23 protein-coding genes are annotated in these 18,264 nt (G+C 42.0%); 17 read left to right on the top strand and 6 right to left on the bottom strand.

The genetic code is table 11. The features are described from left to right. Positions 1–21: 21 nt before the first annotated feature. The 4 genes from ACE1AT_RS09265 to ACE1AT_RS09280 form a co-directional block, all read right to left on the bottom strand. On the bottom strand, positions 22–243 hold the full coding sequence (locus ACE1AT_RS09265) for a hypothetical protein (protein ID WP_374867521.1): 222 nt from the start codon (positions 241–243) through the stop codon (positions 22–24). A 168-nt stretch (positions 244–411) separates the two neighbouring features. Further along, positions 412–978: an HPF/RaiA family ribosome-associated protein gene (locus ACE1AT_RS09270; RefSeq protein ID WP_374867523.1), complete on the bottom strand. Its 567-nt coding sequence runs from the start codon at positions 976–978 to the stop codon at positions 412–414. A gap of 218 nt (positions 979–1,196) precedes the next feature. After that, the gene (locus ACE1AT_RS09275; protein WP_374867525.1) at positions 1,197–1,361 is read right to left on the bottom strand and encodes a hypothetical protein; all 165 of its coding nucleotides are present in this window, start codon (positions 1,359–1,361) and stop codon (positions 1,197–1,199) included. A 365-nt stretch (positions 1,362–1,726) separates the two neighbouring features. Beyond that, positions 1,727–2,380, bottom strand: a complete 654-nt coding sequence (locus tag ACE1AT_RS09280; RefSeq protein WP_374867527.1) for a phosphoribosyltransferase — start codon at positions 2,378–2,380, stop codon at positions 1,727–1,729. Positions 2,381–2,645: 265 nt separating this feature from the next. Here ACE1AT_RS09280 and ACE1AT_RS09285 point away from each other — a divergent pair, with 265 nt between their 5' ends. From ACE1AT_RS09285 to ACE1AT_RS09315, 7 genes are all read left to right on the top strand, one after another. Further along, the gene (locus tag ACE1AT_RS09285) at positions 2,646–2,771 is read left to right on the top strand and encodes a hypothetical protein (RefSeq protein WP_374867529.1); all 126 of its coding nucleotides are present in this window, start codon (positions 2,646–2,648) and stop codon (positions 2,769–2,771) included. 17 nt (positions 2,772–2,788) lie between these two features. Continuing rightward, entirely contained in the window at positions 2,789–3,847 is a 1,059-nt protein-coding gene (locus ACE1AT_RS09290) for a cyanophycinase (protein ID WP_374867531.1), read from the top strand. Positions 3,848–4,095: 248 nt separating this feature from the next. Continuing rightward, the gene (locus ACE1AT_RS09295) at positions 4,096–4,848 is read left to right on the top strand and encodes a PRC-barrel domain-containing protein (protein ID WP_374867533.1); all 753 of its coding nucleotides are present in this window, start codon (positions 4,096–4,098) and stop codon (positions 4,846–4,848) included. 10 nt (positions 4,849–4,858) lie between these two features. Then, on the top strand, positions 4,859–5,791 hold the full coding sequence (locus ACE1AT_RS09300; RefSeq protein ID WP_374867535.1) for a ribose-phosphate diphosphokinase: 933 nt from the start codon (positions 4,859–4,861) through the stop codon (positions 5,789–5,791). Between the two features lie 18 nt (positions 5,792–5,809). Next, positions 5,810–6,472: a phosphoribosyltransferase gene (locus ACE1AT_RS09305; protein ID WP_374867537.1), complete on the top strand. Its 663-nt coding sequence runs from the start codon at positions 5,810–5,812 to the stop codon at positions 6,470–6,472. A 15-nt stretch (positions 6,473–6,487) separates the two neighbouring features. Next, on the top strand, positions 6,488–7,162 hold the full coding sequence (locus ACE1AT_RS09310) for a dienelactone hydrolase family protein (RefSeq protein WP_374867539.1): 675 nt from the start codon (positions 6,488–6,490) through the stop codon (positions 7,160–7,162). Positions 7,163–7,314: 152 nt separating this feature from the next. Continuing rightward, positions 7,315–7,623, top strand: a complete 309-nt coding sequence (locus ACE1AT_RS09315) for a hypothetical protein (RefSeq protein ID WP_374867540.1) — start codon at positions 7,315–7,317, stop codon at positions 7,621–7,623. 152 nt (positions 7,624–7,775) lie between these two features. Here the strand turns inward: ACE1AT_RS09315 and ACE1AT_RS09320 are convergent, their stop codons facing one another. Next, positions 7,776–8,171 carry a hypothetical protein gene (locus ACE1AT_RS09320; RefSeq protein ID WP_374867542.1) on the bottom strand — a complete coding sequence of 132 codons (396 nt, stop codon included), beginning with the start codon at positions 8,169–8,171 and terminating at the stop codon, positions 7,776–7,778. A 673-nt stretch (positions 8,172–8,844) separates the two neighbouring features. On the opposite strand from ACE1AT_RS09320, the gene ACE1AT_RS09325 reads away from it, so the two are divergent. The 4 genes from ACE1AT_RS09325 (at position 8,845) to ACE1AT_RS09340 (ending at position 12,019) form a co-directional block, all read left to right on the top strand. Beyond that, positions 8,845–9,909, top strand: a complete 1,065-nt coding sequence (locus tag ACE1AT_RS09325) for a metal ABC transporter solute-binding protein, Zn/Mn family (protein ID WP_374867544.1) — start codon at positions 8,845–8,847, stop codon at positions 9,907–9,909. Beyond that, on the top strand, positions 9,897–10,682 hold the full coding sequence (locus tag ACE1AT_RS09330) for a metal ABC transporter ATP-binding protein (RefSeq protein WP_374867546.1): 786 nt from the start codon (positions 9,897–9,899) through the stop codon (positions 10,680–10,682). Before ACE1AT_RS09325 ends, ACE1AT_RS09330 begins: the two co-directional genes overlap by 13 nt. Before the next feature lie 23 nt (positions 10,683–10,705). Next, complete coding sequence (locus tag ACE1AT_RS09335; RefSeq protein ID WP_374867548.1) at positions 10,706–11,545, top strand: metal ABC transporter permease; 840 nt, start codon at positions 10,706–10,708, stop codon at positions 11,543–11,545. A gap of 333 nt (positions 11,546–11,878) precedes the next feature. Then, entirely contained in the window at positions 11,879–12,019 is a 141-nt protein-coding gene (locus tag ACE1AT_RS09340) for a hypothetical protein (protein WP_017312638.1), read from the top strand. Here the strand turns inward: ACE1AT_RS09340 and xisF are convergent. After that, on the bottom strand, positions 12,016–13,566 hold the full coding sequence (xisF, locus tag ACE1AT_RS09345) for a fdxN element excision recombinase XisF (RefSeq protein WP_374867551.1): 1,551 nt from the start codon (positions 13,564–13,566) through the stop codon (positions 12,016–12,018). The two genes, ACE1AT_RS09340 and xisF, sit on opposite strands and share 4 nt — an antisense overlap. Before the next feature lie 47 nt (positions 13,567–13,613). Here xisF and ACE1AT_RS09350 point away from each other — a divergent pair, with 47 nt between their 5' ends. The 6 genes from ACE1AT_RS09350 to ACE1AT_RS09375 all read left to right on the top strand — a co-directional run bounded on the left by ACE1AT_RS09350 (position 13,614) and on the right by ACE1AT_RS09375 (position 18,234). After that, positions 13,614–13,877 carry a nitrogenase component 1 gene (locus ACE1AT_RS09350; protein ID WP_374867682.1) on the top strand — a complete coding sequence of 88 codons (264 nt, stop codon included), beginning with the start codon at positions 13,614–13,616 and terminating at the stop codon, positions 13,875–13,877. 115 nt (positions 13,878–13,992) lie between these two features. After that, positions 13,993–14,319: a Mo-dependent nitrogenase C-terminal domain-containing protein gene (locus ACE1AT_RS09355; RefSeq protein ID WP_374867553.1), complete on the top strand. Its 327-nt coding sequence runs from the start codon at positions 13,993–13,995 to the stop codon at positions 14,317–14,319. Positions 14,320–14,470: 151 nt separating this feature from the next. Further along, positions 14,471–15,931, top strand: a complete 1,461-nt coding sequence (nifE, locus tag ACE1AT_RS09360) for a nitrogenase iron-molybdenum cofactor biosynthesis protein NifE (RefSeq protein WP_374867555.1) — start codon at positions 14,471–14,473, stop codon at positions 15,929–15,931. Then, entirely contained in the window at positions 15,932–17,254 is a 1,323-nt protein-coding gene (gene nifN / locus ACE1AT_RS09365) for a nitrogenase iron-molybdenum cofactor biosynthesis protein NifN (RefSeq protein WP_374867557.1), read from the top strand. A 90-nt stretch (positions 17,255–17,344) separates the two neighbouring features. Then, positions 17,345–17,761, top strand: a complete 417-nt coding sequence (nifX, locus tag ACE1AT_RS09370) for a nitrogen fixation protein NifX (RefSeq protein ID WP_374867559.1) — start codon at positions 17,345–17,347, stop codon at positions 17,759–17,761. Further along, on the top strand, positions 17,758–18,234 hold the full coding sequence (locus tag ACE1AT_RS09375; RefSeq protein WP_374867561.1) for a NifX-associated nitrogen fixation protein: 477 nt from the start codon (positions 17,758–17,760) through the stop codon (positions 18,232–18,234). The genes nifX and ACE1AT_RS09375 overlap by 4 nt, the downstream gene beginning before the upstream one ends. Positions 18,235–18,264 lie beyond the last annotated feature (30 nt).

Raw genomic sequence — 18,264 nt, forward strand, 5'->3', positions numbered from 1 at the left:
TCCTATGTATACAGAGAAGAATTAGAACTGAATATTGGCGTTTTTCCCAGTCTCTAATGTGACTTCTAATCCTGCTGATGTTTGTATAAAATTAGTATAAAAAGCTGCACAAAGAGATTGCATCCGATGACAAATAGCGGTTAATTCCTCGCCTTTAGCTAGATGAACCTGTGCGTAGTTTAAAATCACAGGTATCAAAAGCAACTTATACAAAACGCGATCGCTCACTTCCACTAGAAACACAAAAGACCAATCGTTACGTATAGAGAGATACTGGTAAAACCATAAGACCCTTTTGTAAACAGGTAAACTTCTCCCACTATCTTGAGGTTAAAAGGAAAATTTGAGGAACTTGTGAGGAAGTGGTTGATACTCCCTGAAATATGAGGAAAGTGTCTGCAATCAACAGTTTCAATCTTGTAGGTGATGCTTACCAATCACTCTGACAGTGCTAGCTTGAAGTCCCTTGTCACCTTCTTCTTCTGCAAAACGAACTTCGTCTCCCACTTGCAACTGCTCGAAATCACCAATGTATAGACTATTGCGATGAAAATAAACTTCGCGATCATCAGGTGTTTCGATAAATCCGTAGCCCTCATCTGGGAATAATGTGGCAATTCGTCCGTGAGGCTGCACTTGGTGAGTCTTGGTTTCCTGCCGTAGCATACTGAGATGCTCTTGCAGTTTGCGCTTGGCTGCATCAAAAGCATCACGAATTGCTACATAGATATCCTCGTGGCTTTGATGTTCAGGTGGGTCACGTTTGACAACTATTTCCCCATTTGGCACAGTGATGTCAATTCGCACCTGATAAAGCTTCCCATTACGCTGATGTCGATGTGGGGAATCAACTATGACTCGACAACTGGTAATTCGGTGATAAAAATGCTCTAACTTATCAACTAAGGAGCGAATTTTTGCTTCTACAGCTTCTGATGGTGGAATATTGTGAAAGGTGATTTGTAGTGGGATTCTCATGATTGCTCCTATTTCTCAAGTATTTCCTGTCTTGAAAATGAGTGTAGGGGTGTGGGGGTGTAGGAGGAGTTATATTTTTATGTTTGGTTGTGAAATTTTTTCATTGGGACTGACCGATGGATACTTCCGAGGAGGGTACAGCGGATAAATCCTGGGACTCAATCCAAAATCCAAAATTGTTTGACTTGATTTATAGGTTGATCAGACAAGGTGCTAAATTAAGATGCGTTTTCCCAATCACAAAGCAACTCATGCTCTTGCTTCAGTGTGAGTTGACGGAGGGGAACTTGAGGAGTACCAATATCTGTTGAATGTTCAGATAACTGTTCTTTCTTAATTTGCTTTTGTTCCTGCAATTTTGGTTTAGTGGTTGTGATGGTCATTGTACTCACATCCCATGCTAAATCTGAAAGGAAAAATCTTTACATCTGTTGATCTAAACGCCAGCAATTACAACTCAGTAGCTAAGATAATTTGAATGTTGAACTTCATTTATTAATACTCTACTTTCAATTTCTATTATTTCTCTAAAAGCTAACGTTAGCGAAGAAACGATAAAAAAATATATAAAAATAAAACTTCAGAATTCGACAGCCAGAAGTAAAAAAATAGGAAGTCATGATCAAACTTTTGACTACTTTCTCAAGATAGCCACTTAGGACTATAAAAAAGATGGAAAATGAAATAAATGAACTAATTTCGGGATGATCAAACTCTAAATCAGAAAAAAGCCTATTAGCTAATGTCTTTAATAAGTAACAGCAAATTGTTGTGCTAATAGTTCATGAATTGCGGTATCACTGATTTGGGCGAAGTTTTCATACCAGAGAGCGATCGCATACAAAGGTTCTGGTGTCATTAAACATACAACCTTATCTACCTCGCGGCGTAATTCTTGACAAGTTTTAGCAAGTCCCACAGGAACCGCAACAATAATTTGCTGAGGCTGTTGTTGCCGTACTATAGCAATGGCAGCACGCATGGTTGAGCCAGTGGCGATCCCGTCGTCTACAAGAATGATTGTGCGATCGCTAATTTTTGGTGTAGAAAGATGACCTCGATAAGCCCGCTCTCGTCGTTCTAATTCCCGTTGTTGTTTAGCAGCAACATCATCTATCGTTTTACCAGAAATCCCCAGCCAACTCACAACATCATAATTAAGTACCCTCACACCACCAGAAGCGATCGCACCCATTGCTAATTCTTTGTGTCCTGGTACAGTCAGTTTACTGACCAAACAGATATCCCACGGCAAATTCAGGACTTTGGCTACTTCAAAAGCAATAGATACACCGCCACGAACCAGCCCCAACACTAACACATCTGGACGATGAGCATAATCTGTCAGTTTGCTAGCTAATTGTTGTCCTGCTTCAGCGCGATTTCGGAATCTTGTAGCCATTTTTCATCACCTCAACTACAGGATTTGTAAGATGTTTTTCAGGCTCTTCTCTTCTGACTTGAAAATGGGTATGGGGATGTAAGGGTATAGGGATGTAGGAGGAGTCCTATATTTTCTTTCAGCTTAGGTAAAAAAGTTGAGGAAATTGTGAGGAAAGTAAAACTACTTCACAAGTTCTTCAACTTTTTCTTTTAGCATCAAGTGAGAGCCATAACAGTTGAGCTACATTGCAATTGGGCTGGAAGAATCAGAAAGGAGATGTGTTATGACTAACGTCTTGACATCCGATACAATCTTTCCTCGAATGGTGGAATTACGCAGAAATTTACACCGACATCCTGAACTAGCATTTGAGGAAAAAAAGACAGCAGCCATCGTTATAGATGAATAAAAGCGGGGATAATATTTATGAGAAGACTATTTCTACACCCTGAACGGATAGATGATGATAGTGAAAATTTTGACTATCATTTGACTAGTTGTGACAGAGTTAATACTACCTCTTCACATCCTACTGCGTGCATTTTGTTAATTGGTGGAGGAGAAGAAGATACACCTGGAGAAGAGGCCGCTACCCGATGGTTTCTTAACAATGCAGATAGGGGAGATTATTTAGTGCTTCGTTTTGGTGAAATTGGTTCACAAGCTGATTGGATCTGTAATAATTATCAAAAATTTGTCAGTTCATCTGCTGAACTTGCTATCAATCACCGAAAAGCAGCAAATAATCCCAGAGTTATCCAATATATCCGCGATGCCGAAGCCCTATTTATAGCTGGTGGCGATCAGAATAAATATGAAGATAATTGGGAAGGATCAGCCGTAGAAGAAGCAATAAATTACTTAGTTAATCACAAAAAAGTTCCCATTGGTGGAACTAGTGCCGGGATGGCGATTCTAGGAGATTATTATTATGTCCCTGCCCATGAAAGTGTGCTGAGTTCAGAAATTTTAAATAATCCTTTTCATCCTAATACAAAAGATATTTATTACAGTGATTTTATTAAAGTGCCAATTCTCAAAAATGTGATTACCGACACTCATTTAGACAGGATTGACCAAGATCATCCTGAACCCAGATATGGAAGACTTTTTGGTTTTTTAGCGAGAGTCGTGCATGAAAATAACAATCAATTTCCGTTTTTTGGTATTGGTTTAGAAGAAGGGGCGTTTGTTGCTGTTGATAACGGAGGAATTGCGAAAGTATTTGGCAATGGCAGAGGCACAGGAGAAGATGCCTATTTTCTCCAAACTAACGGTGCAGCACCAGAACAAATTCAACCTGATTTACCCTTAATTTGGAATCATAATGGACAAGCTGTGAAGGTCTATAAAATTTCTGGAGATCCAGAAGGAAGTGGACACTTTGACCTCAATAATTGGTCGAATGCTGCTGGTGGAACTTGGGAATATTGGTTTACTACTGGGGGAATGTCAGGCTTTACACGAAAACCAATTCGTTCTTAATCAGTGTGTAAGCAATCCACAGGCTGTTAGCGGTCGGTTGCTTACCCAATAATTTGTATTCAACTAATTTTTTATAATTCATTCTACCTTTGTTCGAGAATTTAATTAAATAATTCCTCACATTTTCCTCACATTTTATTTATAAGCTCAAAGTAGAGTCCATGTTCCAAACAGCAAGGTGGCAAGAGATGAGCCACTAGTGTTCATTGATCAAATTCCTCAGAGGTAAAAAATATTGGAGAGGAAGTATGCTCAACGTTGTGCGTCGCAGTCAAATTATCGGTTGGATAGCAATAGATAGCTCGACAGCTACTCGTTTTGCTGAATTGGAAGAAGTCTGGCTTGATGATTCTGGGCGTATTGCCTATTTTTCGGGCGGAGAAACTTATTTACCAGTAGAGGAAATTGCTGGGGTAGGTATGGGTGCGGTGTCAACTTATTATTTCCCAGCGCTTGATACTCCAAAAAATCTTCGTCGCTTGCATCAAACTACTGTTGAATCTACGCTAGGTGAAACTCTTGGCTGGGTGGAAGATTTTTTATTTGATTGGCAAACGGGAGAAATAGCAGCTTACATTGTAACTGGAGAAATTGCGGCTGCTTTTGGTGGACGCGCAGTGCTGTATCCCGAAGATGTCGAGAAAATTGCCACTGATAAAGTAATTATCCGCGAAGATGTTCAAGACCAACTTAAAGGTGAGTCAGAAGGACTCAAGGGTTTCTTGAGTGAGAAATCACAACAGGTACAACATCTTGTACACATGATAGACGATCGCCTACATCATCTGATTGCTCCTGAAGATAAACCAGAAGTTGTCCGTGTCAAAATCAAAGAAGTCAGCGATGAAGTAGCAGCTTCTACTAATCATCCACATCACGCCTTGCAAGAGGCTACGGAATTTTTGCAAGAGCAATGGCATAGTTTGCAACAAAGTATTTCCCGTGCGGGTAGTCGGGCAAAATCCTCTCTAGAGGCTGCCTGGAAGCAAATCACTAAATAAAGTCTTGATTATGGACAATTTCATCCTTTTTGCTGGCACAGCTAACCCTGATTTAGCTGCTGCAATTGCCCAGGAACTCAACATCCCCTTGGGTAAATCTGTGGTTGAACGGTTTCCAGATGGGGAGGTAAATGTCCGGCTTCTGGAATCGGTACGTCAAAAGGCTGTGTTTATCCTCCAATCCACAGCACCACCTGTTAACGATCACTTTGTAGAACTTTTAGCATTTGCAGATGCCTGTCGTCGGGCTGCTGCTACCCGGATTACAGCAATTATCCCTTACTTTGGCTACGCCCGTGCTGACAAACGCCACGGTAGGCGGGAGCCAATTACCGCCAGTATGGTGGCTGAGGTGTTACAGGCTGTCGGAGTTAATCATGTTGTCACACTCGATTTACACACCCCGCAAATTGAGGGTTTCTTTCGGATTCCTGTAGATAGTCTGACGGCTGTACCAATTTTTTGCGAGGCTATACACCATTACTTACCGCCTAATTTCGTTGTTGTATCACCAGACACAGGGCGCGTACAAATGGCAACTCAGTATGCCCAAAAGCTAGATAGTTCGGTAGTGGTGCTACACAAACACCGCACAAGTGGCACGGAAACTGAGGTAACTCGTGTTGTGGGGGATGTAAAGGGTTGTGCCTGCTTAATTATCGATGACATGATTTCCACTGGCGGTACTCTTGCTAAGAGCATTGAAGCACTACTCAAAGCTGAGGCACGTCCAGAAATAATTATTGCTGCTACTCACGGGTTGTTTGTCAAGGAAGCACGGGCTAAGTTAAGTCACCCCAGTATCAAGGCTATTTTTGTCACCGACACTGTAAAACCAAAAGAAACTGACTGGCAACAACTAAAAATTGTCTCAGTTGCGCCTTTAATTGCTAGTGCTATTCAACGATTTAAAGTTGATGGTTCAATGAGTGACTTGTTTTAGTAAAAAGGTATAAAAAATATGTTGCAAAGATTCCGTAATCGAACTGAAGCGGGGAAACTGTTAGCTGCTCAGTTAACAGAATATGCCAATCGTCCAGATGTTTTAGTATTAGGGCTTCCCCGTGGCGGTGTGCCTGTAGCATTTGAAGTAGCAAAGGCACTTAATGCACCATTAGATGTTTGCCTGGTACGTAAACTAGGTGTACCGGGACACAAGGAACTAGCGATGGGTGCTATTGCTACCGGAGGAATACGTGTAATTAATGAGAATGTCGTAGATTGGTTGCAGATTTCCCAACAAACTATTGATGAAGTCGCAGCAATCGAAATGCGAGAATTAGACCGTCGCAACCATATCTATCGGGGTAATCGTCCGCTACCAAAAGTCAAAAATCATACGATTATTCTTGTAGATGATGGGATTGCTACGGGTGCTACCATCCGAGCTGCGATCGCTACATTGAAACAACAACAGCCCCGTGAACTTGTGGTAGCAGTTCCAGTTTCAGGTGTATCTACCTGTAAAGAACTACAAGTAGAAGTAGATCAGGTTGTATGTGTGATCATGCCAGAGGATTTGTATGCGATCGGTATTTGGTATGAGGATTTTGAGCAAACAACCGATGCAGAAGTCTGCGAACTCTTGAAAAGGCAAAAATTATTGATAACTAATGACTGGTAAATAGAGGTTGAGTCAATGAATAGGACATTAACACAGAACCCCCAAGAACATTTGGTGTCAGTAACAGCAGGTGAAGTAAAACTAGAAGGCAATTTGGTGACTCCAGATGGTGCTAGGGGCATAGTGCTATTTGCTCATGGCAGTGGTAGCAGCCGTCACAGTCCCCGCAATCGCTATGTTGCTGAAGTTTTACAACAAGCGGGACTCGCAACTTTACTAATTGACTTGCTCACTCCTGACGAAGAAGAAATTGACTTGCGGACAAGACATTTACGCTTTGATATTGGTTTGTTGGCGTCACGGTTAGTTGGGGCTACAGATTGGCTGACACAGAATCCAGATACTCGTGACTTAAAAGTCGGTTACTTTGGCGCTAGTACAGGCGGTGGTGCAGCTCTGGTTGCAGCCGCAGAACGTCCAGAGGCGGTGCAGGCTGTCGTTTCTCGTGGTGGACGACCTGATTTAGCTGGTTCAGCGTTACCTCATGTCAAAGCAGCAACGCTACTGATTGTTGGTGGGTATGATATGCCAGTAATCGCGATGAATGAAGATGCATTAGAACAGTTGCGATCGCCAAAACGTTTAGAGATTATTCCCAAAGCAACCCATTTATTTGAAGAACCAGGCACACTTGAAGAAGTGGCGCGACTGGCGAGTGAATGGTTTACACACTATTTTGCACAAGATTAGTTGGTGTAACTGGTGAAGTCTCAATTCACTTAATAAACCCAGGGATTATACCAATAAATTATTGTTAAAATAAAATTAAAGGAAAGCTTGTGAATGACTATCACAAACAGGCTTCAATGATCGCTACAGACATAAGTTGGGAGGTTAAAGTTATGTTAGAAAATTTATCTAGAAATCCACCCCAAAAATCTAGTTCATCTGTAGAACCACTCATTCCCGATCCTTGGCAAACTCCAAATCTGAGAATTGAGACTAAATCTATTCCTGATTCTTGGCAAATACCAACAGAAACTCATCCTTTGGTTCTCCCTGGCGAAATTCCAGAAGAGAAAAAATTACCTCCAGCATTTAACCCCATCAAAGTATTGTTAGAAGATGAAGTGAAACTAAAAGTTGCTGGCGGTGGACTCAACACCCAAATGGAGCAAGCTCTAGGATTATTGTACTGGATGGAACATTAACAGCAGCAACTATCTAACCTACAAATGGCATAAGTTCAGGAGGTAGGTTGCGATCGCACTATTAGACATCTCCAGAAATTAAATATGCGTTATCCAGAAACCTTGTAGAGACGTAGCAGTGCTACGTCTCTACATTCATTTTCACCAGATGTCTATTGCATCCATTGATATGCAAGGATATTCAAAAAAATACCGTTGATCAACACAATCACCATCAATGTGATCTGATACCACTCAATCGGTCTAACAGTTAAATCCATAGCAGCATGGGTAAAATTCATCACTGTATACAACACTGTGATTCCAAAGTGGATGACTCTGTAGAGATGGAAATTGTAAAAAACTGTGGCGGTAATTACAATCATTGGTATCGCAAAAAAACCCAACATTAACCAAGGATGAGATACAGGCATTTTTCCTTTGTAGTCAGGCATAGCGACATTTTCACCATACAGAATCGGCATAAAACCTAACTGGCTATGAAAGACCATCCCAAAGAGAAAGACTGCCCAGAGGGCGATAATTTTACTCTGAATACTTAAATCCATATATCTACCTCGTAAATTTTATTTATTACCCGTTTTATACTTTTTTACGAGTATTGATTGTACTTTTATGTTTATTTTTATCAGAAATTACTTATCTAAAAACTACAAATACACATATTTTAATTTCTTCATATTTTATCAAAATTCCATCAGTAAATAAGCTGATTTTAGTATTAAAGATATCAAGCTTTATGGGGTATGATTTACCAAAATATGGCGTTTACTTATTGATGACTACTAACTAAATAATTAAGCAGTTGATTTGTGGTAAATATCTAGGACTTACGCAATAACTCTCCCAAACTCTTATTTCTACCTTTCAGGAAGCCACTGCGTGTCTACGTGTCCTTTGTGTCCTTTGTGGTACCCTTCGGGTAGACACGAAGTGGCTTCTGTTCCCTGAAAGGGTTCCCGAAGGGTAAGTAGCCGCTTGCGCGTCTACGTTTTTTCATGATTTTGCGTAAGTCCTAATATCTTCAAAAAATTCTATTGAGTTATTGGCTGTAGAGTTAAGGTTTTTTATAAAAAAAAACTTACTAATATCTAAGTAATGACTATCATTGTCTTAGAGACGATCGCTTGATTTCTTGGCAAGCAATATTCAATTTTTGTCTATACGTCCTAACTTGGCGGACTAATATAGTTATCGCAATCAAAAAGGGAGGGGCGACGCTTGATCAATCGCTTGTACGTCGTCATTGTCATGCTTTTGTTTGGGGTTATGCCCGTGGTTGGGTGCCGCCAAAACCCAACACCCACCTCTACCACCGACAAGAAGCTGCAAATTATGGTAAGCATCCCGCCACAGAAGTATTTTGTAGAGCGCATCGGTGACGGGTATGTAACAGTAAACGTGATGGTTCCCCCCGGAGCCGAACCACATACATTTGAACCGAAGCCAGAACAACTCAAATCTCTGAGCCGCGCTCAAGCCTATATGCGGATACGGATCGACTTTGAAGAAGCCTGGATGAGCAAAATCAAGGCGATAAACCCTAAAATGCTGATTGTGGACACAACACAGGGTATTCAACGGCTGCCAATGCCTTCTGACAACCAAAAACTAGGAGAAACAGTCCACGCTAACAAGGGTGAGAATCTCGATCCCCATATTTGGCTGTCGCCAAAGTTGGTGAAAATACAAGCGCAGACAATTTATAAAACGCTGGTGAAGTTGGATGTCCAACACCAGGCAGCATATCAGGCAAACCTGAATCGTTTTTTAGCAGATACTGATAGTCTGGATGCTGACATTCGTAATTCGCTCCGGGAAGTGAAGAATCGCAAGTTCATTGTCTTCCATCCTGGATGGGGATACTTTGCCCGCGATTATGGACTGGAGCAGATTCCCATAGAGGTTGGTGGACAGGAACCCAGTGCAGCCGAACTTTCAGCATTAATTACTAGGGCGAAGCAAGAGAAAATTAAGGTAGTGTTCGCTGAACCGCAGTTTAACAAGCAAGCGGCAGAGACAATCGCCAAAGAGATTGGCGGGCAAGTATTGTTGATCGACCCATTATCACCAGACTGGTTGAATAATTTGCGTCAAGTCTCCAATACTTTTGCAAAAATTCTGGCTCAGGGTGAGAGGTTCTATATGCTGGCGATCGCCATTGAAGCAGGCAATCGCGATGAAAAAATTTCACCCCCAAGCATGAAAATAGGACTTTTCCTACACCCCTATACCCTTACACCCCTACACCCACTTTCAAGCTACAAGGGAATATGCAAAACTTAGAAATACCAGAGGTGATTTCAATCCAGCATCTCTGGGCAGGTTACGACCATCAGCCAGTACTAGAGGATATTAACCTCTCTGTAAAGGAATTGGATTTCATCGGCCTCATTGGCCCCAATGGCAGTGGCAAAACAACTCTATTTAAAGTTTTGCTGGGATTGCTGCCACCCATGCACGGTGAGGTGCGAATCATGGGTATGAGCGTCAAAAAAGGGCGGCGTTATCTTGGTTATGTACCTCAGACAGTAGAATTTGATCAAGCTTTCCCCATTAGCGTCTGGGATGTAGTACTGCTGGGAAGGCTAGGAAAACGGGGACTGCTACAACGCTACACTACCAAAGACAAGGAGTATGTGGCAAAAGCGCTAACTAGTGTGGAGATGTTGCACCTGCGCGATCGCTCTTTGAGTGAGCTTTCTGGCGGACAACGCAAGCGGGTTTATATTGCCCGTGCTTTAGCAGCAGAACCGAAAATTCTGCTTTTGGATGAACCAATGGCAGGTATTGACCTCCATGTCGAAACCCATATCTACGATCTACTGAAACAACTAAATCAACAGATCACGATTCTGATGATTTCTCACGATATTGGTGCGATCGCATCCTGTGTCAAAACTGTAGGTTGCTTGAATCGGCGATTGTACTATCACGGTGAAAAACAGATAACATCGGAAATGCTACAGATAGTGTATCAGTGTCCTGTAGACTTGATTGCCCACGGTGTACCCCATCGGGTCTTCCCGCAGCATCTGATAGAGGAGATCAAGCGATGATAGAAGCGTTGCAATTCGACTTTATGCGTAATGCGCTTATAGCAGGGTTACTAGTCAGTATTGCCTGTGGCATTATTGGTACATTTGTGGTCATCAATCGTATCGTTTTTATCAGTGGCGGTATTGCTCATGCTGCCTATGGAGGAATTGGACTAGGGTATTTCTTTCGCTTTAACCCAGTTTTGGGGGCAGTTATTTTTAGCTTAATCTCAGCGTTGGGAATGGGTATTGTGCAGCGCCGAACCCGACAACGAGCCGACACGATTATTGGCGTCATCTGGGCGATTGGCATGGCGATCGGGATTATGCTTGTAGACTTAACTGAGGGCTACAAAGCAGACTTGATGAGCTATCTGTTTGGCAGTATTTTGGCTGTTTCTGCTAATGACCTAATTATCATGCTGATCCTGGACATCATTATAGTTGTGCTAGCGGCATTATTCTATAAAGAATTACTGGCGATTTCCTTCGACGAAACCTTTGCGACTGTAGCCAATGTGCCAGTAGATGCAATTTATCTCACCCTGATGTGCATGATTGCACTGACAGTGGTGATGATGATGCGGGTGGTGGGACTAATTATGGTCATTGCCTTGCTGACTATGCCAGCAGCCATTAGCGGGCAATTCGTCAAAAATATGAGAAGGATGATGATCCTAGCAAGCATCTTGGGGATGTTTTTTACTACTATTGGACTGTGGCTGTCCTATTCTCTCAACCTCTCCTCCGGTGCAACAATTATCTTGGTGGCTGGTGCTGTTTATCTCGTGAGTGGAGCTGTACGGTTATTGATGCGACGCATTCACCCTCAAGACACTAGACATATGCTACCAAAGCCATTGCCCAATCACCGATCTTTCTAGTGGTCTATGTCATTAGTTATGAGGTGTTCGTAGTGAGCGATTTATCGCTCAATTTTTCAGGACTAAAGTCCTTACTACGAACTTATACAACTCATCAAAATTAATGACACGAACCACTAGTGACAAAAGCCTCTGTTTTCTAGATATGGGGAGGAAACCGCATCAAAATTTCTTCTGAAAATCTGTTATTGAATTCCTGCGATAGATGAAGCTAAGGCAGAAAATGACAACCAGATTTGTGAAAGACTTACCAGATAGCCAATGCAAAAAGCTCGCAGCTAACAGAAGTTTTTTACCTTGCAGCTATCGTCAAAGAAGCGATAAAAATCAATTATGAAACGTGAAACCTTAGCAGAATTAGTTGCTCGAACTATAATGGAGTTTGAGAAACGTGAGGCACAGCTACAACAAGCCTTACAGGTGCAACAGCCAAAGGAGAACAAACCTAAACGCCGCAAATCTAGGGCTGCTTAATGCAAATGTAGCAATTCGACCGCAGTGACTGTGTTGCCATCTACCATGATTTTCTTCACGCATCCTTTAAGTAGAGCTTGTTGATCCTGTGGTTCTAGCCCTTGCCAATACCTATGGTTTGAAAATGCGACAACAATCCGCTCTTTGGCAATTAAATATTGTTTAGACGTATTGTTTGTCGTCGCGATCGCATCAGCAATCTGCATCCTAATATCTTCTTTAGCTTTCTCAATTGCTGGATTTGATGGTAGCGCTTCGAGAGTATTTAAAGATGCTCGAAGTGTTTTTACTTCTGGTGATTCTGTTGTTTTTTCCACCTCTTTCTCTACTAACCCAGCTAAACGTTCAGCCTCACGAACTAAATGATTAATCACTTGTGCTTCCAGTTCGTCAGAAGAAATCATTTTTCCGTTACTACAAGCCCCAGTACGATAAAAACTACATTGGTAGTGATGTCTGACAAAATTCTTTTTCTTAACCAATTTCTTACATTGGCGACTGTAAGCAGCACCACAATGGACACACTTGACTAAGTTTGCAAATGGATTGGTATATTTTTGCTCGGTCGCCCATCGGTTTTTACGGTTGTCCCTAATCATTGATTTGATGCGTTCGTGTTCCTCGCGAGTGATAATCGCTTCATCCTCGTGAGTTCCCCATGCAACTTCCCATTCATCGAATGGTTTCCTGTGTCCTTTGGAACGAACTACAGTGTTGTACAGCGTCCCCCCTGCGTAGACAGGATTTACAAGAATAGATCGCAAGCCAGAAACTGACCACTTTAACCCAGTGTGGGGATAACGCAGATTTAATGCACCGCTACGAGATTTGTTGATATTCTCTAGCACAATTTCCTCTTCCTGCTCCAGAAGGTTAATTTTAGCATCAGCACTTTTTGGCACAGCATTTGCTTGAATACCCAAAGTATCATGCAGTACTCTCGCTGTTTGGGACACCGTACCGACTGCGAAAAAAGTATCAAAGACAAATCGCATTAATTGCGATCGCGTTAACTCCCTCTTCCCTGCTATCAAACAAACACACGGACGATCATCTCGTTTGTACTTGTCATTCTCAACCACATACCCCAAAGGTGCATTCCAATGGGGTTTTTTATTGGCTTTGCGCGTATCTCGCTCTTTTTTGACTCGCATCCCCAGCATCTTCACTTCGTACTTACTAGCCGCCAATCGAACGTCAATTGTCAACTCGCCACCAATACTCGACATATCAAATGGCTCATCTAATGCACATGGTTGTATACCTTTCTTTTTCAACGCATCCATCAAACGATAAAAAGTCATTGATGAGGATGTTAAACGGTCAATCCGAATAAATAGCAGCTTGGACACTTTGCCTGGTGTAGATGCGTTGATATCCTCAATCAACTTCAGAAGCCCTTTACGCTTATCACTTGTACGACTTTCAACATCGTAATATATTTGTGTTGCTCCAGCACTACGCAACCGACGCATTTGTTTTATTAAAGCACCTTCGTCCTCATTCTGCTCATCCGTCGAAACCCTTGCGTAAGCCCAAACGTCCATACAGCATACCATAGAAGTCTTAGACTATGTTACCTGATAGAGAACGCATTAGTAGCTTGTTGTTCACTGAGCCTGTAGACTTCTTTGTTGGTAATTCCTACGGTAAGTACCTGTGGCGTGACACTAAGATCCCAATGGTACGGATTGGTTATCCAATCTTCGATCGCCACCACTTACACCGCTATTCAACCATCGGTTATCAAGGTGGTATCAACCTCCTCAACTGGGTTGTCAACACCATCCTTGATGAAATGGATCGCAACACCAACATCACCGGTGTAACCGATATTTCCTTTGACTTGATTCGTTAAGAATCTCATCAACTCGCGGCGTGCCAATGAAGTAAAAAGTTAAAAGTAAAAACTTTAAAGATGATTCTTTTAACTTTTTACTTTTTCCTTTTTACTTTTTTCTCAAAATAGAATTATGGAATCGATAAATCACACTCATGCCCATCCTAATTACCACCCGCCTAATGATCAAAAATCTGGCGGTTTTGATCTTCTACATCCATTACGTCGATTAGTAGATAGCATCCAAATCAAAAATTATCGTCTCGCTCATTTAATTTGCCAAATTATTCCTTGTTGTTGTCCTTTTCAGCGAGATATTCAGTTGTTCGGGCGTATTTTTCAGGTTCCCGCGCTATGCAAACTCAATCCTTTATATGACAATTTTGTAGGATTGCGTTTTCGGGCATTATCTTACCTCAGCGATGAATGTGGAGAAGATGTCTCGAAATATATTTGCTAGTCGTTACAAATTACTCATTATTAATACTCATTATCCATTACTAATTAGTTATCGGTCATTAGTCATTGGTAAATAACAAAAATAAATAGTAAATACAAATGACAAATGACAAATGACTAACTAACAAAATTCATCCAGCGCGAGGAAACAGATGATAATTACCCAAGGCAAAATCAACGAGCTGCTCTCTGAGCCAGGATGCGAACATAATCATCACAAAAATGGGGAAAAGAAAAATAAGTCTTGCACGCAACAAGCTCAACCGGGAGCCGCTCAAGGGGGTTGTGCCTTTGATGGTGCAATGATTGCCCTAGTACCCATCACTGATGCTGCTCATTTAGTTCACGGACCGATCGCCTGCGCTGGTAATTCCTGGGGTAGTCGTGGTAGCTTCTCTTCTGGCCCTCAACTTTACAAATTCGGCTTCACCACCGATTTGAGTGAGAATGATGTCATCTTCGGTGGTGAAAAAAAGCTCTATAAAGCCATCCTCGACATTCATAAACGCTACAACCCCGAAGCAGTTTTTGTTTACTCCACTTGTGTTACTGCTCTCATCGGTGAAGACATGGATGCAGTCTGCAAAGCCGCTACCAATAAAATCGGCATTCCGGTCATTCCCGTAAATTCACCTGGGTTTGTTGGTAGTAAAAATCTTGGCAACCGCATCGGTGGAGAAGCTTTACTAGAATACGTTGTTGGTACTGAAGAACCAGAATACACCACACCCTACGACATCAACCTCATCGGTGAATATAACATCGCTGGTGAAATGTGGAATGTATTACCGTTATTTAAAAAATTAGGTATTCGTGTTTTAGCAAAAATTACTGGTGATGCTCGCTACAAAGAAGTTTGCAGCGCCCACCGTGCCAAACTCAACGTAATGATTTGCTCCAAAGCTCTGATCAACATGGGGCGGAAAATGGAGGAACGTTACAGCATCCCCTACATCGAAGAATCTTTCTACGGTGTTGAGGACATAAACCGATGTTTACGAAATATTGCAGCGAAATTGGGCGACCCTGATTTACAAGCACGCACAGAAAAATTAATTGCCGAAGAAACCGCCGCCCTCAATGTCAAACTCGCTCCCTATCGCGATCGCCTCAAGGGCAAACGAGTTGTTCTTTATACCGGAGGTGTGAAAAGCTGGTCAATTATCTCCGCAGCTAAAGACTTGGGAATGGAAGTCGTTGCTACCAGTACCAAAAAAAGTACTGAGGAAGATAAAGCCCGCATCAAGCAATTACTTGGCAAAGACGGCATCACTCTAGAAAAAGGCAATCCCCAGGAAATTCTGCGGGTAATTAACGAAACCAACGCAGAGATGCTGATTGCTGGTGGTCGTAACCAATACACCGCCCTCAAAGCCCGAATTCCTTTCCTCGATATCAACCAAGAACGTCACCACGCCTACGCAGGTTATAGCGGCATGGTAGAAATGGCTAGGGAATTAGATGAAGCTCTCTACAGTCCTGTGTGGGAACAAGTTCGCAAACCAGCACCTTGGGAAAACGACTCAGAAACACGGGGACAAGGAGACACAGGAAAATTTTCATCCTCAACACGCCTCCCCATCTCTGTATCTTTTGAAGAGGAGGACTACTAAATGGCCAAGGTTGTCACTCCTAAAAAGCCAGTTATAGTTAATCCCCTCAAGCAAAGCCAAACTTTAGGTGCAGCCCTAGCCTTTTTGGGTTTGAAAGGGATGATACCTTTACTCCACGGTTCCCAAGGTTGTACTGCCTTTGCCAAAGTGATATTAGTGCGGCATTTCCGAGAAGCTATACCTCTTTCCACCACAGCGATGACGGAAGTCAGCACAATCTTGGGTGGTGAGGAGAATGTGGAACAAGCAATTTTGACTTTGGTGCAGAAGTCTCAGCCAGAAATTATTGGTTTGTGTACAACTGGACTAACGGAAACTAGAGGGGATGACATGGACGGGATTCTCAAGGATTTCCGCAAACGTCATCCAGAGTTGGATGAATTGCCCATTGTACTTGTCTCCTCACCGGATTTTAAAGGCGCACTGCAAGATGGATTTGCAGCAGCAGTAGAAAGTATTGTCAAAGAGGTTCCGCAACCAGGGGAACCAAAGGCGCAACAGGTGACAATTTTGATGAGTTCCGCTTTCACACCGGGGGATGTGCAACAAATCAAGGAAATTGTCAGTACTTTTGGGTTAATGCCAATTGTAGTTCCGGATCTTTCGGCTTCCTTGGATGGTCACTTGGATGATTCCTACAGTCCAATTACCGGGGGTGGCACAACTTTAGTACAATTACATAAGGTTGGTAGTTCAGTTTATACTCTAGCACTGGGTGAAAGTATGCGGGGTGCAGCCAAAATTTTAGAACAAAAATTTGGCACACCTTATGAAGTGTTTACCGAACTGACTGGATTAGAAGCGGTAGATAAATTTATGCAGTTTTTGGCGAATTTGAGTGGGACAGCAGTTCCAGAAAAATATCGCCGCCAACGTCGCCAACTGCAAGATGCGATGTTGGATACTCATTTTTACTTTGGTAGAAAAAAGGTATCTCTCGCGTTGGAACCAGATTTACTATGGTCAACGGTATACTTTTTGCAATCAATGGGTGCGGAAATTCAAGCTGCTGTCACGACAACGCGATCGCCACTTTTAGAAAAACTGGCGATCGACAGCGTCACCATCGGTGATTTTGAAGACTTTGAAAACTTAGCTGCTGGTTCGGACTTGCTGATTGGTAATTCTCACACGAATGCGATCGCCAAACGTTTAGGAATTCCCCTCTATCGCCAAGGTATCCCCATTTTTGATCGCTTAGGTAATGGTCAATTTACCAAAATAGGCTACCGAGGCACAATGGAACTCTTATTTGATCTCGGTAATCTCTTTTTACACGCAGAGGAAACGAAAGTCAGAGATAGAGATGTTCAGGGGGATTAGGAATTGTCAGTTATCAGTTATCAGTTATCAGTTATCAAAGGAAGTTGTTAACTGTTCACTGATTTCTAACCACTAACTAATAACCAACAAATGAAAATAGCCTTCACAACTAGTGACCAAGTTCATGTCAATGCTCATTTTGGTTGGGCAAAGATGATTGATGTTTATGAAGTTTCCCAAGATGGTTATCAATTTGTAGAAACTATCAAATTTAATGGAAACCTCAAAGAAGATGGTAACGAGGATAAGCTTGTTCCCAAACTTAATGCATTAAAAGAATGCACAATTGTGTATGTTGCGGCAATTGGTAGCAGTGCTGCGGCCAAATTACTGAAAACAGGTGTGACTCCAATTAAAGCACGTTCAGAGCAAGATGAAATAGCTGATACACTCAACAAATTAGTTGAAACTCTCAAAGGTAGTCCACCACCTTGGTTACGTAAAGCCTTACAGCAAACTAATCTGAATTTTGATGAATTAGAACTGGAAGAAGAAACAACTGTATGAGTGCAACAAATAGTGTTAATGGAACCGCCCCTAGTGAAGTTGTAAATTCACCTTTTTTGAAAGCGATCGTCCAACAAATTCGTGGTCAAGATAGTTACGGTGTTTTCCGCAATTGGTCAGATGAATTAATCCTCAAACCATTTGTAGTTAGCAAACAAAAGAAACGCGAAATATCTGTCGAAGGTGAGGTCGATCCAGTAACAATTGCCCGGATTATGGCATTTTATCGTGCTGTCGCTGCCCGCATTGAACAAGAAACTGGTTTATTATCTCAAGTTGTAGTTGATTTAAGCCACGAAGGTTTTGGCTGGGCGCTAGTTTTTTCTGGTCGTCTTTTGTTGGCAGTTAAAACCTTAAGAGATGCCCATCGTTTTGGTTTTGAATCGCTGGAAAAAGTAGCAGAAGAAGGCGAAAAGCTAGTTCAAAAAGGTATTGAATTGGCTCAGAAATTTCCTGAAGTTGGAAGATTGTAAATCGTCATTAGTCATTGGTAAAAGAAAATG

Source organism: Pelatocladus sp. BLCC-F211 (assembly GCF_041928655.1).
In the GTDB taxonomy this organism is placed as follows: domain Bacteria; phylum Cyanobacteriota; class Cyanobacteriia; order Cyanobacteriales; family Nostocaceae; genus Pelatocladus.

Bases quoted from the DNA above. Each gene is read 5' to 3' on its own strand.
- ACE1AT_RS09290 (WP_374867531.1), top strand. From the start codon at position 2,789: ATGAGAAGACTATTTCTACACCCTGAACGGATAGATGATGATAGTGAA.
- nifN (WP_374867557.1), top strand. From the start codon at position 15,932: ATGGCCAAGGTTGTCACTCCTAAAAAGCCAGTTATAGTTAATCCCCTC.
- xisF (WP_374867551.1), bottom strand. From the start codon at position 13,566: ATGGACGTTTGGGCTTACGCAAGGGTTTCGACGGATGAGCAGAATGAG.
- nifE (WP_374867555.1), top strand. From the start codon at position 14,471: ATGATAATTACCCAAGGCAAAATCAACGAGCTGCTCTCTGAGCCAGGA.
- ACE1AT_RS09270 (WP_374867523.1), bottom strand. From the start codon at position 978: ATGAGAATCCCACTACAAATCACCTTTCACAATATTCCACCATCAGAA.
- ACE1AT_RS09315 (WP_374867540.1), top strand. From the start codon at position 7,315: ATGTTAGAAAATTTATCTAGAAATCCACCCCAAAAATCTAGTTCATCT.
- ACE1AT_RS09275 (WP_374867525.1), bottom strand. From the start codon at position 1,361: ATGACCATCACAACCACTAAACCAAAATTGCAGGAACAAAAGCAAATT.
- nifX (WP_374867559.1), top strand. From the start codon at position 17,345: ATGAAAATAGCCTTCACAACTAGTGACCAAGTTCATGTCAATGCTCAT.
- ACE1AT_RS09310 (WP_374867539.1), top strand. From the start codon at position 6,488: ATGAATAGGACATTAACACAGAACCCCCAAGAACATTTGGTGTCAGTA.
- ACE1AT_RS09320 (WP_374867542.1), bottom strand. From the start codon at position 8,171: ATGGATTTAAGTATTCAGAGTAAAATTATCGCCCTCTGGGCAGTCTTT.
- ACE1AT_RS09295 (WP_374867533.1), top strand. From the start codon at position 4,096: ATGCTCAACGTTGTGCGTCGCAGTCAAATTATCGGTTGGATAGCAATA.
- ACE1AT_RS09330 (WP_374867546.1), top strand. From the start codon at position 9,897: ATGCAAAACTTAGAAATACCAGAGGTGATTTCAATCCAGCATCTCTGG.
- ACE1AT_RS09300 (WP_374867535.1), top strand. From the start codon at position 4,859: ATGGACAATTTCATCCTTTTTGCTGGCACAGCTAACCCTGATTTAGCT.
- ACE1AT_RS09335 (WP_374867548.1), top strand. From the start codon at position 10,706: ATGCGTAATGCGCTTATAGCAGGGTTACTAGTCAGTATTGCCTGTGGC.
- ACE1AT_RS09375 (WP_374867561.1), top strand. From the start codon at position 17,758: ATGAGTGCAACAAATAGTGTTAATGGAACCGCCCCTAGTGAAGTTGTA.
- ACE1AT_RS09355 (WP_374867553.1), top strand. From the start codon at position 13,993: ATGGAATCGATAAATCACACTCATGCCCATCCTAATTACCACCCGCCT.
- ACE1AT_RS09280 (WP_374867527.1), bottom strand. From the start codon at position 2,380: ATGGCTACAAGATTCCGAAATCGCGCTGAAGCAGGACAACAATTAGCT.
- ACE1AT_RS09285 (WP_374867529.1), top strand. From the start codon at position 2,646: ATGACTAACGTCTTGACATCCGATACAATCTTTCCTCGAATGGTGGAA.
- ACE1AT_RS09340 (WP_017312638.1), top strand. From the start codon at position 11,879: ATGAAACGTGAAACCTTAGCAGAATTAGTTGCTCGAACTATAATGGAG.
- ACE1AT_RS09305 (WP_374867537.1), top strand. From the start codon at position 5,810: ATGTTGCAAAGATTCCGTAATCGAACTGAAGCGGGGAAACTGTTAGCT.